The sequence below is a fragment of the Fenollaria sporofastidiosus genome (assembly GCF_943169635.2).
GTDB classification, from domain to species: Bacteria; Bacillota; Clostridia; order Tissierellales; family Peptoniphilaceae; genus Fenollaria; species Fenollaria sporofastidiosus.
The window spans coordinates 379,981-394,185 of the sequence record NZ_OW968186.1; the positions used below are offsets into that span (position 1 = coordinate 379,981).

At 31.4% G+C, this 14,205-nt stretch carries 14 protein-coding genes; 1 reads left to right on the plus strand and 13 read right to left on the minus strand.

What is annotated here, in order from left to right; all coding sequences use genetic code 11:
* Nucleotides 1-31: 31 nt before the first annotated feature.
* The 9 genes from KO172_RS01825 to KO172_RS01865 all read right to left on the minus strand — a co-directional run bounded on the left by KO172_RS01825 (nucleotide 32) and on the right by KO172_RS01865 (nucleotide 10,844).
* On the minus strand, nucleotides 32-265 hold the full coding sequence (locus KO172_RS01825; protein WP_215491877.1) for a hypothetical protein: 234 nt from the start codon (nucleotides 263-265) through the stop codon (nucleotides 32-34).
* A gap of 82 nt (nucleotides 266-347) precedes the next feature.
* Nucleotides 348-2,084 (minus strand): ABC transporter ATP-binding protein, encoded by a 1,737-nt coding sequence (locus tag KO172_RS01830; RefSeq protein WP_215491878.1) that lies wholly within the window; start codon nucleotides 2,082-2,084, stop codon nucleotides 348-350.
* Complete coding sequence (locus tag KO172_RS01835; RefSeq protein ID WP_215491879.1) at nucleotides 2,077-3,795, minus strand: ABC transporter ATP-binding protein; 1,719 nt, start codon at nucleotides 3,793-3,795, stop codon at nucleotides 2,077-2,079. The genes KO172_RS01830 and KO172_RS01835 overlap by 8 nt, the downstream gene beginning before the upstream one ends.
* Nucleotides 3,796-3,799: 4 nt before the next feature.
* Nucleotides 3,800-4,396: a TetR/AcrR family transcriptional regulator gene (locus KO172_RS01840; protein WP_215491880.1), complete on the minus strand. Its 597-nt coding sequence runs from the start codon at nucleotides 4,394-4,396 to the stop codon at nucleotides 3,800-3,802.
* A 217-nt stretch (nucleotides 4,397-4,613) separates the two neighbouring features.
* Nucleotides 4,614-4,871, minus strand: a complete 258-nt coding sequence (locus KO172_RS01845) for a glycine zipper domain-containing protein (protein WP_215491881.1) — start codon at nucleotides 4,869-4,871, stop codon at nucleotides 4,614-4,616.
* Nucleotides 4,872-4,903: 32 nt separating this feature from the next.
* On the minus strand, nucleotides 4,904-6,148 hold the full coding sequence (gene dcm / locus KO172_RS01850; RefSeq protein WP_215491882.1) for a DNA (cytosine-5-)-methyltransferase: 1,245 nt from the start codon (nucleotides 6,146-6,148) through the stop codon (nucleotides 4,904-4,906).
* Complete coding sequence (locus KO172_RS01855) at nucleotides 6,141-8,801, minus strand: SNF2-related protein (RefSeq protein ID WP_215491883.1); 2,661 nt, start codon at nucleotides 8,799-8,801, stop codon at nucleotides 6,141-6,143. Before KO172_RS01855 ends, dcm begins: the two co-directional genes overlap by 8 nt.
* A gap of 2 nt (nucleotides 8,802-8,803) precedes the next feature.
* Nucleotides 8,804-10,054, minus strand: a complete 1,251-nt coding sequence (locus tag KO172_RS01860) for a ParB/RepB/Spo0J family partition protein (protein ID WP_215491884.1) — start codon at nucleotides 10,052-10,054, stop codon at nucleotides 8,804-8,806.
* A 181-nt stretch (nucleotides 10,055-10,235) separates the two neighbouring features.
* A complete protein-coding gene (locus KO172_RS01865; protein ID WP_215491885.1) occupies nucleotides 10,236-10,844 on the minus strand; it encodes a ParB N-terminal domain-containing protein in 609 nt (202 codons plus the stop codon).
* Between the two features lie 184 nt (nucleotides 10,845-11,028).
* Here KO172_RS01865 and KO172_RS01870 point away from each other — a divergent pair, with 184 nt between their 5' ends.
* Nucleotides 11,029-11,358, plus strand: a complete 330-nt coding sequence (locus tag KO172_RS01870; RefSeq protein WP_215491886.1) for a hypothetical protein — start codon at nucleotides 11,029-11,031, stop codon at nucleotides 11,356-11,358.
* A gap of 65 nt (nucleotides 11,359-11,423) precedes the next feature.
* On the opposite strand, the gene KO172_RS01875 is transcribed toward KO172_RS01870, so the two are convergent.
* The 4 genes from KO172_RS01875 to KO172_RS01890 all read right to left on the minus strand — a co-directional run bounded on the left by KO172_RS01875 (nucleotide 11,424) and on the right by KO172_RS01890 (nucleotide 14,200).
* Complete coding sequence (locus KO172_RS01875; RefSeq protein WP_309557715.1) at nucleotides 11,424-12,017, minus strand: helix-turn-helix domain-containing protein; 594 nt, start codon at nucleotides 12,015-12,017, stop codon at nucleotides 11,424-11,426.
* Nucleotides 12,018-12,201: 184 nt separating this feature from the next.
* Complete coding sequence (locus KO172_RS01880; RefSeq protein ID WP_215491887.1) at nucleotides 12,202-12,672, minus strand: GNAT family N-acetyltransferase; 471 nt, start codon at nucleotides 12,670-12,672, stop codon at nucleotides 12,202-12,204.
* 78 nt (nucleotides 12,673-12,750) lie between these two features.
* Nucleotides 12,751-13,389: a VanZ family protein gene (locus KO172_RS01885; protein ID WP_215491888.1), complete on the minus strand. Its 639-nt coding sequence runs from the start codon at nucleotides 13,387-13,389 to the stop codon at nucleotides 12,751-12,753.
* A 61-nt stretch (nucleotides 13,390-13,450) separates the two neighbouring features.
* Entirely contained in the window at nucleotides 13,451-14,200 is a 750-nt protein-coding gene (locus KO172_RS01890; RefSeq protein WP_215491889.1) for a nucleoside phosphorylase, read from the minus strand.
* Nucleotides 14,201-14,205: the final 5 nt, after the last annotated feature.

The window sequence follows — 14,205 nt, forward strand, 5'->3', positions numbered from 1 at the left end:
CACCTATGATTATAGATGCTTTGTGTAAATATTACTTCTTCTTTAGCTCTTCGATGTTTTTATTAAGCCTGTTAAGCTCTTTAATAATAATCCAGTTTTGATCAACTAGTCCTTGTATGCCACTAAATCTAGTTACCTTATATGTCTTATACATATCCTCTATCTCTTCTTCGTCAAAGTCTTCAAGCTTATATCGCTCGATAAACTTTTGCTTATCCTCTCTTTGCCTTTCTTCTTTTGCTCTTTTATCTGAAAATAGTCCCATAATATCACTCCTATTAATTATATTATACCACAAAACAATTTACATATAGAAAAGATAGGCCCATAACACCTATCTTTTTATTCTAATTTATTAGCTTCCACGACTCTGCCTTAGCTTTTGCATTGATCAGATCTGAGTAAAGTCCATCATTCTTAATCAGTTCTTCATGATTTCCACGTTCTACTATTTCTCCATCTTTTAAGACTAAAATCTGGTCAGCATTTCTAATTGTCTTTAGTCTATGGGCAATCATTATTACCGTCTTATTTTTTGTTAATGATTCTATTGCTTCTTTAAGTTTATCTTCATTTTCTGGATCTATATTTGCTGTTGCTTCATCAAAGATAATTATATCTGCATCTTTTAGCATGGCTCTTGCTATGGAGATTCTTTGTTTTTCTCCGCCTGATAGACTTGCTCCACCTTCTCCGATAATAGTGTTATATCCTTCTGGTAAAGCTTCTATAAATTCATGACATCTTGCTTTTTTTGCAGCCTCAACCACCTCATCGTGACTTGCATCTTGTTTTCCAAATTTTATATTGTTTTCAATTGTATCTTCAAATAGATATACATCTTGAAATACCATGGAAATAGAATTCATAAGATTTTCTATCTTATAATCCTTAATATTTTTTCCACCTATTAAAATTTCGCCAGATTTTACATCCCAAAATCTCGCAATAAGATTACAAAATGTTGTCTTACCAGATCCAGATGGTCCAACAATAGCAGTCATAGTATTTTCTTTTATCTCTGCTGATACATTTTTTAAAATTGGTCTATCATCATAGGAAAATGATACATTTTTAAAGACTATGTTGTGATTTTTTATTGGCTCTGTAATACTTCCTTCTTTCATATCTTCCATATCATTTACATAGGAATAAGAATCTATTGCATTCTCAACCATTCTTAGCATTGCCATAGCAGAGCCAGACGTTATAAGCCCATCAAATATTACAAAACTTGCTATAAGTATCATAATAGTATTGACTATTTGACTGTTTTCAACAAAATACAATTTTATTGATATAAATAACATCAAACAAATTGTTATAGCTATTATGATTTTAGCTAATAAACTATATGGCATTATAGTTTTTTCTAAATCAAAAGAATATTTACTTGCACCATCAAAGCTTTTGTCAAGTTTTTTATTGTTACTTCCCCTTAGATTGTATGATTTTATAATTTGCATTCCTTGCAATGTTGATAAGACTTCTTTGGTAAGTGATACCTGAATCTCATGAATCTTATCTGCATTTTTACTGGACTTTTTTTGCATAAGAGCAACAATCAATAAAAATACAATAGACCCAACTATTGCTGCAATACCAACCTTATAAGAAAACAAAAATAAGGATAAGATAAAAACAATAGCATTAAGCATACCACCGAAAACCATAATATACAAAGTTGGAACCCAAGTCTCTATATTATCTAAGTTAGTAGTTGCAATAGTTGTTAAATTTCCAAGGCTTAAACTTGAGAAAAATCCCATGGGAACTTTTTTTATTTTTTCACCTAATTCAATTCTCTTGTGTCCAGCCATAAAATATCCAGCATGTGTTTGTTTGAGCATAGAGAAATTTTTTGAAATAATTACTCCAGCTATACTAACTAATAAAAATAAACATGATATTCCTATTGTTTTGAAACTTATATCCTTGTTTACTATCCCAAAAATCGCATAATAAATGGCTGCAAATTGTAGAGCATTAAAAATAGAACCAAAAAAATTAGCAAATATTGATTTTTTTATATACACTTGTTCTTCATTAGAAAAATTCCATATTTTTTTAAAAACACTAAGCATCTTTTTCTCCTTTCAATGCAGTTATCCATAGATTATTATAATCTTTTGATTCCTTCAAAAGCTCTTCATGACTTCCTTTACATGCAAGTTCTCCATTTTTAATTACAAATATATTATCTACATCTGTTATTGTCTTTAAACGATGGGCAATTATAATTAGAGTTTTCCCTTTGACAAGCTCTGATATCGCATCTTGAATCAAGGCTTCATTTTCAGGATCGATATAAGAGGTAGCCTCATCTAAAATAACTATTGGAGCATTCTTTATCATGGCTCTTGCAATTGATATTCTTTGCCTTTCTCCTCCAGATAAATGTTTACCAGCTTCTCCTACTCTTGTATCATATCCATCGGACAACTTCATTATAAAATCATGGCAAGCTGATTTCTTACATACTTCAATTATTTCCTCATCACTAGCATTTTTATTTCCTATTCTGATGTTATCTTTAATTGACATATCAAAAAGAAAATTATCTTGTGCTACATAGGAAATAATACTAGATAACTTTTCAAGGGACATATCTTTAATATTTACATTTCCTATACTTATAGAACCACTAGCTACGTCCCAAAATCCTGAAATTAGTTTTGCAATAGTCGACTTTCCCGAACCCGATTCGCCTACTAAAGCATTTACACTTCCTTCTCCTATCTTTATATTTATATTGTTTAGGACTTGCTTATCTTTTTCATAAGAAAAATCTACGTTTTTAATCTCTATATTATAATTTTTTATATCTAGATTTGCGTTTTTATGAGATAATTCTCTCGCAGAAAGTATATTTTTAATCTCTTCGAAAATAGTTGACATTCTTCCAATATCATCTTCAAAAGTCATTACTCTCATGATGTTTTGAATAGTGCCAAAAGAAAGAATTATCAATGTTAAAAATACACCACCATTTAGTGAACCATTCATGAAGAAATATAAACCAAAAGGTATAATTGTCAAAATACCAACTGGGGCAATAGACATACTTATCGCATAGTCTCTTGTATTTTCTCCCATCCAATCGTAATAATAATTTGCTTTTTTATACACATTATCCCTGTATTTTTTATAAGATTTTTCGCCTTGATTAAATGTTTTAATAACTTCTATTCCATTTATATATTCAACCACGGAATTATTCATATCTTGGCCAATTTTAACTGCTTGTGGAAACTTTACCTTCATTCTTTTCATCGGCCCTGCCATAAAAAATCCACCAATAACTAATGGAATTAAAGATATTAAACTTAGTCTATAATCTAAAATTAACATGTAAACAAATAATATTATAGGTCCGACTAAATTAGCTGTCATCTCAGGTATCATATGAGCCAATGTTGTTTCAGTATTATCGACTTGATTTACAATTATGTCTTTTAACTTACCAGTAGATTCATTCAATATATCTCCTAATGGCATATTAAATAATTTTTCCATAAGGCTTTTTCTTATATCTCGTATTATTTGATAGGCTGTTTTATGGGAAATCATTGTAGACAAAAATACGAACACTTCTTTGATTATAAGACATGAAAGTATCAAGAAAATTTTATTTATATAGTAATAAAAATCTTGACTACCATCAATCAATGATATAATCACCTTACTTAGAATAATATATACAAAAAGATTTGAAATTACTCCAAGTATTGCAAATAACACAGAAATAAAATATGGTGTTTTATTTCTCTTAATGTATTTTTTTAATAGATCCATAAATTTAACTCCTTTCATCATCTTTTTTCATAACATTTGTAAAATAAGTCTCTATCATTTCAGTTAGATATTTCTTATTTTTTATAAAATTCTCACGCGCATTCAAAATTTCGCAAGCCATCAATCCGGAATTCATGATATTAATCATAAACTCAAATGTCTCATCAGACGGCAACTCTTTAAACAAACTATAAAATAATTCTTTAAATACTTGTATGGACTCTTTTTTTATTTTCACATATAGTTCTTTCAGATCATCATTTTCTTTTAACTCACATAAAAACATAACATAAAGCTTTACATAATCATTATCTGCAAGTATCTTGTCTATAATCATTCTTGAAAACAACTGTGGACTTAATATTAAACCTTCATCATAAATTGATTTTTGAATAATATCCTTTCTATTTAAATTACCATCCAACATAATATCAAATAAAATTTCATAGGTAGAACCATAATGATGATACAAACCACCTCTAGAAAGCCCAGTAGCTTCCATAATGTCGTTCATAACTGTATTTCTAAACCCTTTGTCCAAAAAGACTTTCATAGCTGCTTGTCTAATCTGCTTTTTTCTTTCATCAGCTTCCATTTTCATTTCATAATCACCTCCATACCGACACTACTGTCGGTATTATTGTATCAACATTGATAATTATTGTCAATAGCAGTTTTTAGAAAAACAAACAAAAGTCTAATCGTGACAAATTAATAATTTTTATATTGAAATGTATATATTTAATTAAAAAAATACCCTCTTTACCGAACAAATAGTAAAGAGAGTATTTATCATACTAAAAATTAAATTATTAATTTTATTTCTTTTTAATGCTCATACCGACACTCATGCCAAGCATCATGCCGACCGACAAGCCGATGGCGATATTGTCAGCATCCATTGCTATGGATACAGCAATTCCTAAGCACATACCTATAGCCATGCCCTCAGACATGTAGGTTTCTTCTGTTTTTTCGCCCTTGTCAGTGCCTTGCCTTTTCTTAGCTGTGTAAATCATGTAAACAACTACTACGCAGACTATGAGCAAGGGAAGAATAATTCTTAAAATTGCCATGTTTTCTCCTTTGTTTATATAAGTGCTTTAAATCAATCTGCATTGATTATATCAAGCATTTCTTCTCCGATTTCTTTGATTAAATCAACTACAAGCGCATTGCCCATAGTAAAATATCTGTGTGAATTTGATACTCCATCGAGTTTAGTCCAATCATCTGGAAATGTATTTATTCTCTCTGTTTCTACAGGTGAAAGCACTCTTAAACGATTGTTGCCCGGATCTCTAACTACATGACTCATCCTAGATACAGTAGACTCAGATGTAACTATAGTTCTTGCTGGTCTATCTATTGGATCTGGAAATTGCATGCTACCCATACCATATTTATATTCATATCCCTTAGGTGATTTTTTTATCTCACGGAACCCTTTTTTCTGTATCTTAAATCTTTCAATTTTGTCAGAGTCCAAATAAAATTTCTCATCTTCTATATTTTCTAATAGCAAATCTTTAAGAGCGGCCTCTTTTCTGCATTTTGGCACATAGTCTGCCATATAGACTTTGCCTTCAAACATAACTCCAGTTTTTTTAAATCCTTTTTTAACGAAAAAATCATTTGAAAATTCTGTTAAATTATTAAATGTGTTTAGGTCAATTTTTGTCAGATTAGATACAGACTCATTATTCATAGTACTTGATAGTGGAGCCATATCTTTTATAAATTCGATTATTGTATCGTCATCTTTTTTTACAATATTAGATACAGTTTCATAAAAATTACTTCCATTTCTATATGCAAATATAAAAGTTCTTCTTCTACGCTGAGGATATCCATAATCTGCAGCATTTATCATTTTCCAAGAAACTCCATATCCAAGATCTGATAATGTTCTTAGTATAATTCCAAAATCGCGTCCAGTCTTTTTTGTTTTTACTCCTGGTGAAGCTAAGAGCCTATCTACATTTTCAAATAATAAATATTTCGGCTCCTTGTGCTTTATTACCTTGCGAAGCTCCCACCAAAGCACGCCTTTTTTCCCGACAATACCTTTTGCGCCAGATGTTGCAACTGAGTAGTCTTGACAAGGGAAGCCTGCCACTAATAAGTCCATGTCTGGTATTTCGTCTTTATTTACTTTTGTAATATCTTCATTGCTTATTTGCGTTTTAGGAAAGTTCTTTATATATATATTATAAGCAAACTGATTTTTCCTAGATGGCTCGTATTGATTAGCCCAAACCACTTCATATTGCTCGCTTGCTCTTGATAATCCAAGGTGAAATCCTCCTACACCTGCAAATAGATCAACAACTTTTATTTTTGAATTACTCATGGTTTTTATTTATTCTTTGCCTTTCTTCATCAATAATTTTAATTGCTTCAAGTATTTCTTTTTCGCTATATTCTATCGATAAATTCTTGTCATCGATTGCTTCATACATCATTCTTTCTTTTTCTTTTAATCGTCTATATATTTTCTCATCTATATATCCAGGGCGATAACTCTCCAATGGCTCTGCTGCTGTTTGTAGATAGTAATATCTTGTATATTGATTTTGATCAAGACCTAAACGATGAATTCTATCTCTTGATTGCAACATAAATGTCAAATTGAAATTATATTCAAAATAAACTGCATCATGAACTGTTTGATGTAATGAGATTGACTCACCTAAAGTTTGTGGATTTGATACCAATACTTGGACATCTCCATCTCTAAACTCATCTATTAGTAAGCTTCTTTCAAGTTTATTAGTTCCACCATAGACTAAATTAACCTTAATCCCTTTATCTTTTAAAGCATCTCTAATTTTATACAGCGTATCAATAAATATTCCCCAAACTAAAACTTTTTTACCTTCACTAACAAGTTGTTGGACTAGATTAATCCCTTCAGTAAATTTTGGAGAAATCATATTGTCAACATCTATATCTAGATAAGAGTTATCTATACTAGCATTGCCATTCTCATTTAATAGAGAGTTAAACTCTGACTCTGAGATAGCGTATATATCACCATCATCGTCATATGACATTAGTTCCTTATAATCGATTGCCTTATTTACAAGAGATGGATTAGTTGAAGCTTGAATCAATCTAATTAATTGTGCCAAGCTTGAGTCTTCTTTTGAATATATATATTCAGCTAAAGCCAATTGTTCTGGGCTTGGATTCACTCTTATAATATTGTCATCTTCAGCTTTTGGAACATTTAAATCATTTTTATTAGTTCTCCAGAAGAATGGATATAGTTTTTTATTAATTTCTTCAATTTGTCTCATTTTTGGATTATATAGAAAAGTAGAATCCCATCCAAAATATGAATTATACTCATTACCATATAATATGTGAAGAAAATTATAAATATCTTGATAAGTATTAGGAATAGGTGTACCTGTTAATACATACTTAAACTTAGGCTTTTTAGATAGCTCTAAAGCTTTTTCTGCTCTTTTGCCATTAGGATTTTTTATTCTGTGAACTTCGTCAAATACAAGCATTGTGTTCATGTCAATGTTTTGCTCTAATTTTGTTAAATATTTAGGTAGAGACTCATAGTTAACTAATACTAAGTTACTAACTCCCCAATTAATTGATAAATCATAACTAAAATCTGCTGATGTTTGTGAGTCTATTGACCTAAGAAATTTTTTATTGCCAAAAACAGCTTCAAACTCTCTCTTCCAGCTATCAAATGCATTAAGAGGGGAAACAACAAGTATTCTATCTATCCTTTCATTAGCTGGAGCATCATCTCTATTTAAATAAGCAAAAACCCCCAAAAGCATAGCTGTTTTACCTGCCCCAGGAACAGAGAAGTTTGCTGCTCTAGCCATTTCATACATAAAATAAGCTGATCTTAAATGTAGTTCATAAAGCGGCCTAGTTACTTCTGATTGAACAATTTCAGAAAACTCTTGATAAGATATTTTCTTATCGTTAGGGAACTCATCTAATTCACCTTTATATACATCACCTAATATCTTGTATTTTTCTATTGAATATTTGTATTGTTGTAAGTACTCTGATACTGCTTTACTTACAATGACTTCTAAACCTTTTCTTTCAGCTCTTTCTTTAGTAACTGTAATAATCCTTTCTATATCTCTATAAGTTGTATCTTTACTTATAGTCGAATTATCTTCCTCGAAAAATATAGATATGTCGCTGCCTGGTTTTAATTTTCTATCACTTGCTGTTAACTGTATATCAGTTCTATCATCTCTAATTACAACTCCATCTATTAACTTAAAGATAATTGAATTTGGATGCTGATCATATTCTGTCTCATTGTCATTAAGTCTGTCTATATTAACTATTGTTGATTGTGATTGATATTTAGCAATTTCTTCATAAGCTATATCAGAAACTTCTACTACCGTTACTCCTTCTTCTTGATCGTTCCATAATCTTTCAAATCGTTCCTGATTAGACTTTATTCTAGACTGAACACTGTCACTAATATCCCAAGACGTATCAACGCTGATACTTTCATAATTTATGTTCATACCGCTTTTTGTTTCATTGACAGATCCATTGAAAAATACTTTTTCATTTCCAGATGAAATAATGCCAAATTTATCATGAAAAATTCCTCTATTAGTAAGAGCAATTTTTATCCTTGCTCTTCCCATGGCAATCATAAAAGCTAAGTTTCCAAGCTGCTCTTGAGTTTTTAGTGTAAGCCTTTCATTTCTTTCTGCTAGCTTTAATGGTTTTACCTCTTCTAGTAAATCATATCCCACTTTAATCCTGTCATAGTCTTCCTTACTTATTTCTTTTGAAATAATAAATTCTAAATTACCGCCATTTTTTGCTAGCTCTTCTAAGCTGTCTGAATACAAATCCAAACCAGACGTGCTAAAATAGCCAGAAACACGTTGATATAGCTCAGCTTCTCTAAGCAGTGGTCTGTAAAATCCCTCGACTAGATTACTAGTATACTCTGGTTTAATTTTTTTCTTTAATTCATTGGAAAATGCCATAATTATATATCCTTATTTAAGCGATATAAAATATCATTAATATCTTTAATATACTCTCTTGCTTGTATATGTTCATCTGCAGTTAGTTCTGCAAAATCTTCTGCATCAATCTCTGATAAAGAATCTCTAACATTTTCTAGCTCTACCAATGCTTTAGTTCTTTCATTTATAATTTTACCTTTATTTATAATTATATTTGTAGATCTTACTAGTGAGTCTACACTCTTTTGTGCTCCAATATCTTGACTAAGTACAGTTTTTAACTCGTTAGCAGATTTTAGTGGACTCTGTTCAAATGCATCCATAATAACATCAACTTTTTCATCAGCAGCATCTAAAAAGTGTTGCAATCTATCATGGTCTTGAAGCACATTCTGTTTTAAATCTCTCATAACACGGGTTGTATCTTTTTGATCTTCGCCAACCTTAGATGATATCATATATACCAAAGCAGCCTCTTTTATAGCTTCTTTATTCTTTGATTTTAATTTAGTGATAGTGTTTTCTATCTCTTCTATAGGTCCATCAAGCTTTAAATCTCTTGCTAAATAAAATTTATCAATAGGATTGCCTCCCGGAGATACAATTTCAATAAATTTTATGATTAATTCCGCTAATCTTATATCTCTATTAATACCTTTAGTGCTCTTAGCGCCAGATGCTTTTTTATACTCATCAATAGTCATTAGCTTTTCAACTTCTATAGTGTTGTAAACATCAAAGATACGATCAATCGGGTCATAATTAACTCTTTCCTCGCGACCCAACTGCAAATCTAACTCTAGCTCTTTAATGCTTTTTTCATCAGATTTTAAATTTGCATTCAGTGGTAATATTACAGCATTGAAATATTGTGCTATATTTTTATCTCTTTCAATCATTCTTAGAGCTGTTAACCTTCTATTACCATCAATAACCCTGCCATCTGGAAGAACTACACCTGGCTCTTGCTGAGATTTTTCTTCGATAGAAAGTTTAGTATCTTTCATTGCTTGCACATTTGATTCGTATATAAATTGCTCAAAAACCTTATTGTAATCTGATTTCCCAGGTTTTGGACTTAGCAAACCATTAGTTGAGCTATATTTTTTATACATAGTATTAATACGACCATTTTGATTATTATAATATAAGTATTCTAACGGTATCGCATAAACATCATATTTATCATCAACTTGATTACGTATTGATAATTTTTTCTTTTCACCAGTTTTCTTTAACTGATTTCCAGCTGCCATCTCTAGCAAGTTCATATACTAAACACCTATCCTTCCCTATAGATTCTAACACATTTTATTCCTAAAAAATTAAAAAATGGACTCATTTTATAAGTCCATTATACTATATTTATAAACAAAATTCCAATGTGATTTGTTAAGCTTATTACCTTGTATTAATATCATTCTTATTTTATCAAAACAACACCCCACCTACTCACTCTCTCGTCGAATAATACTCATCACAAAACTTATCCCACTTATCTACATATTCCTCATGATCAAGCAAGATCAAATCTTTTGCTGTGTATATATTTCTTTTTCTTGCTTCTTCAAAGAAGTAGTCGAAGCTATCGAAGTCTTGGCTAAAATAAGCGTAGACGTGCTTAAAGCCGAGGATATATGCAAGGTAGAGGCGTGTATGGCCGTCTAGGGATGTGTATGTGCCATCGTGCATAGCAACTGGTATAATCACGTCTTCTTCTCTCGTAACAAAGTTCTTTACTGCTTCTAATTTATCTCTATCGACGAAGAACTGTATTGGCTGGATTTTGTCTATATCAAGCTTAAATAGCTCTAGGTCTTTGAATTTCTTCACGATTTTGCCGCTCTCGTCGTAAAACTTTGTGATATGCTCTGCGTTGAAGCGAAACTCGTCTATGACCTCGTCGAAGTAGGCTTCATCTCCTATTATAATAGCCTCGCTCTGTGATATGATTTTGATCTCTATGGGTACATCGCCATTTACAATGTAGCAGCCGTGCTGATTAAGCGCTTCTTGACTGAAGCGATGGTCGTTGTAGGTATTGATTCTAGTTATGTTCATTAACTCACCACCTAAATTACTTGTTAAGTCTATTTTCTAAGTATATAATTTATTTTATCATTTTATCGGAACAATAGCAAGGCTGCCGGAATGATGTATCTCATTTTGCGGAACAATTGACATGAACATGGTAAAGTAGTATAATAATGCAAAGAAGATTCATATGTTTTATAGGAGGTGTTTTATGTATAAATCTAAACGAATTATTGCTCTTCTTCTTTCTTTGATGCTTATAGTTTTAACATCTGCTGCTTGTGCAAATAAGGATGAACACGCTTACACAAAGGCTGAGCTTAAAGGGATGAATGCGCATGATTTGTATGAATTATTAAAAAAGAATGGTTTAGAAGCTGGCGCTGACATTAAGGAAATTCTTTCTGATAAGAAATTGGAAGAGTACATCAAAGAGGATTTTGACTTGCTTATAGAGGGTGCTTGCTCAAGAAGTGATAAGGCGTACAAAAATCTGGCTGATGAAGTGGAAAAAGTTTACAAAAAATTGATTAAGGAGTAGTTTTACTTAAAAAGCGATACAAAAATGGCGATAGATTTTAATTTCTATCGCCTCTTCGTTTTATTCTAATTAAATAATCTAAGTATAAAAATCGTAATTCCTACAATCAATAGAGCTATTGCTGCCCATAAAAATCCGTCTATAATTTTTTGATATGGTCTTTTTGCTCTTTCTTCAATTTTTTGTATCTCGTCTAATCTTTTGCCTTCGGTGAAAGCTACAATCTCCTTGTATGTTTGAATATCATTATCTTTCTTGATTTTCTCAACTTTGATTGCAAAAAACATAGCACAAGCCACTAATACAAAATATGGAATAAAGCCATACAAGCCAATAAATTTAAGTAGTGGCATAAGAGAAATAAATGCTGCTAGCATAAGAATTCCCATCATTGTTGCATAGAAGTTCAATTTTTTAACTTCTTCTGAGTTAATTTCATTTTTCATTTGTTCTAGATCTCCTTTAATTAAATTATCAATTGATATTTCAAAAACTTCGCTTAGTAATACAATGCTATTTATATCAGGATAATTTTTATTGTTTTCCCAATTCGAAATAGTTTGTCTCGTAACATATACTCTTTCTGCAAGTTCTTCCTGAGATAAACCTTTTTCATTTCTGTAGTGTTTAATATGATTGCCAAGCTCCATAAAATCCATACCTCCTTTCATGATAATTATATTAGAGATCTTGTATTATTTCTATCAAAGCTTCTTTACATTTGTATATTTTTTCTGTGTCAAAAGCTTTTTACATTAGCTATATTGCTGATTTTGCTGTGTTTTCTATACTAAATTCAAATTCATCAAGACTCTACTTCTTGATATATTCTTCATACTCTTTTCACTCACCCAAATACTTTACATATATTTGACAAGGGTTGTTCTCGTCCCATAAATCCGGGAAGACTTCTAATTCTTTATATCCGAGCGCTTTGTAAAATTTATTCGTTATGTCGTAATCATCGTAATGGCCGGACTGAACGGTTTTTACCTGTGTGTAAGTGTAGCCTAAGCTCTTTGCTAAGTCTTCATAGGCCTTATTTAGCTCTCTTCCAGCTCCATGATGATGAAACTTTTTCTTCACGCCCATGACAAAGATCTCTGCACAGTCGTGGCTACTTGCGCCAAGAACGACAAAGCCTACTAGCTCGTCCTTATAAAAGCTTGCTAAGAACGGCTTTTCTTGTGACTCTTTAATGTAGTTTTCTGTGCTCTCGGGCAAGCCGAACCATTCTGGCAAATCATTAAGCACTTCTCTTGCGATATTTTCTTTTTCTTTTTTATCTATAATTTCTTTTACAATAAATTTCATGCTATAATTAATCCATTATCCTTTCATCTGTAATTATATGCTCTACGCCATTTTATAAGCTTGCCTATCTATAGAATATCACCACTTATGAATTTCTCCACTCATCTTAGATGCAAATAGAATATCGTAGATATAAAGCTGGATAGTCAGCATAATCAATATAGTAATAGTCCACAGAATTACTGTCTCATATAGGCTATATTTGCCTTTTGTCTGAAATTTTCCAAGCAATGAATCGGAAAATGATCTACTAAGTAATTCATATATTCCATAACCTAGTACTGCTCCAAAAGTATTCGTAATCAAGTCGTTTATATCTGTAGTCCCAAATCCAAACATTTGAATGATTTCTATAGACAATGAAAATAGAAATCCAAGCAAAAAAACTTTGGATAAGCTATTATATTGCTCATAGAGTAATGGCAGAAAAATTCCTAATGGAAGAAAAAAAATTACGTTTAAAATTGTATCTTTTGGTCCTCTAATCATATCTATAAAAGGTAGCATTGAAAATCTCGGTGAAAAATTTGCTTTTAAACAAACACCTGTTGCAGACAAGACTCCAACAAGATAAAAAGAAAATATAAAAGTCAAAATTATATGTCCTTTGCTTGGCGTATTGCCAAATGATTTTAATATTATAAAATATAATATTAGTAATGCCATAATAGGCAGATATCCACTTATTACGTGATTGAAAATAAATTCTAAATCCATAAAAATTCCTCCCTGTTTATTGTAAACACATTGTATCATGTTTACTTTAACTATATTTTCCTTATATTTCTTTTAATAATTTCAATGCCAAATACAATTTCCCAAGATCGTGGTTGGCGCTATTAAGTCCCTCTACCTCATAAGAGCTCTCATCTAAAACATCTCCTGCTTCAAGAAAATTATAAAGCTCAAAGCCATAAAAATCACAAGCTGCTTGTACGCCTGCAAGCTCCATCTCTACTGCTATGCAGCCTTCTGACTTTCTCTTTGCGACAAGAGCGCGCGTCTCACGAAGCATAACGTCTGTAGTCCAGACCTTTCCATTAATATAGGGAGCTTTTTCCTTGATAAAAAATTCTTCAAGCTCATCATGGTTTTTAATAGCAATGTAATCTGAAGGAGCGGCATAATAATAAGATGCTCCTTCACCCCTGTAAGCCTCTGTTGGTACAATGTACTTGCCAAGAGTCTTTTCCTTGTCAAGGCTGCCGCAAGATCCAAACATAATAAATTTATTCGCACCTGTAAGCCAGTTGACTTCAGCGCAGCTTGATGAAGCAAGTGCCGAGCCCATCATGCTAAGGTAGAAGGCAAATTCTTGACCTTCAAAATGGCTTTTATATATTGGCATTGAGCCATTCGCTGAGTCTACTCTAGCAATTTCTTGGCACTCAAAATTATCGAGTAAATATTCTACTATGCTTTTTGAAAATATTACCAAGCATTTATCTATTAAATTTTTCTTCTCGCCATAAAAATGTTCTAGACTTATAAGTGGCTCTGTGTCTATATCGTAACTGTCTATAATCATAATTT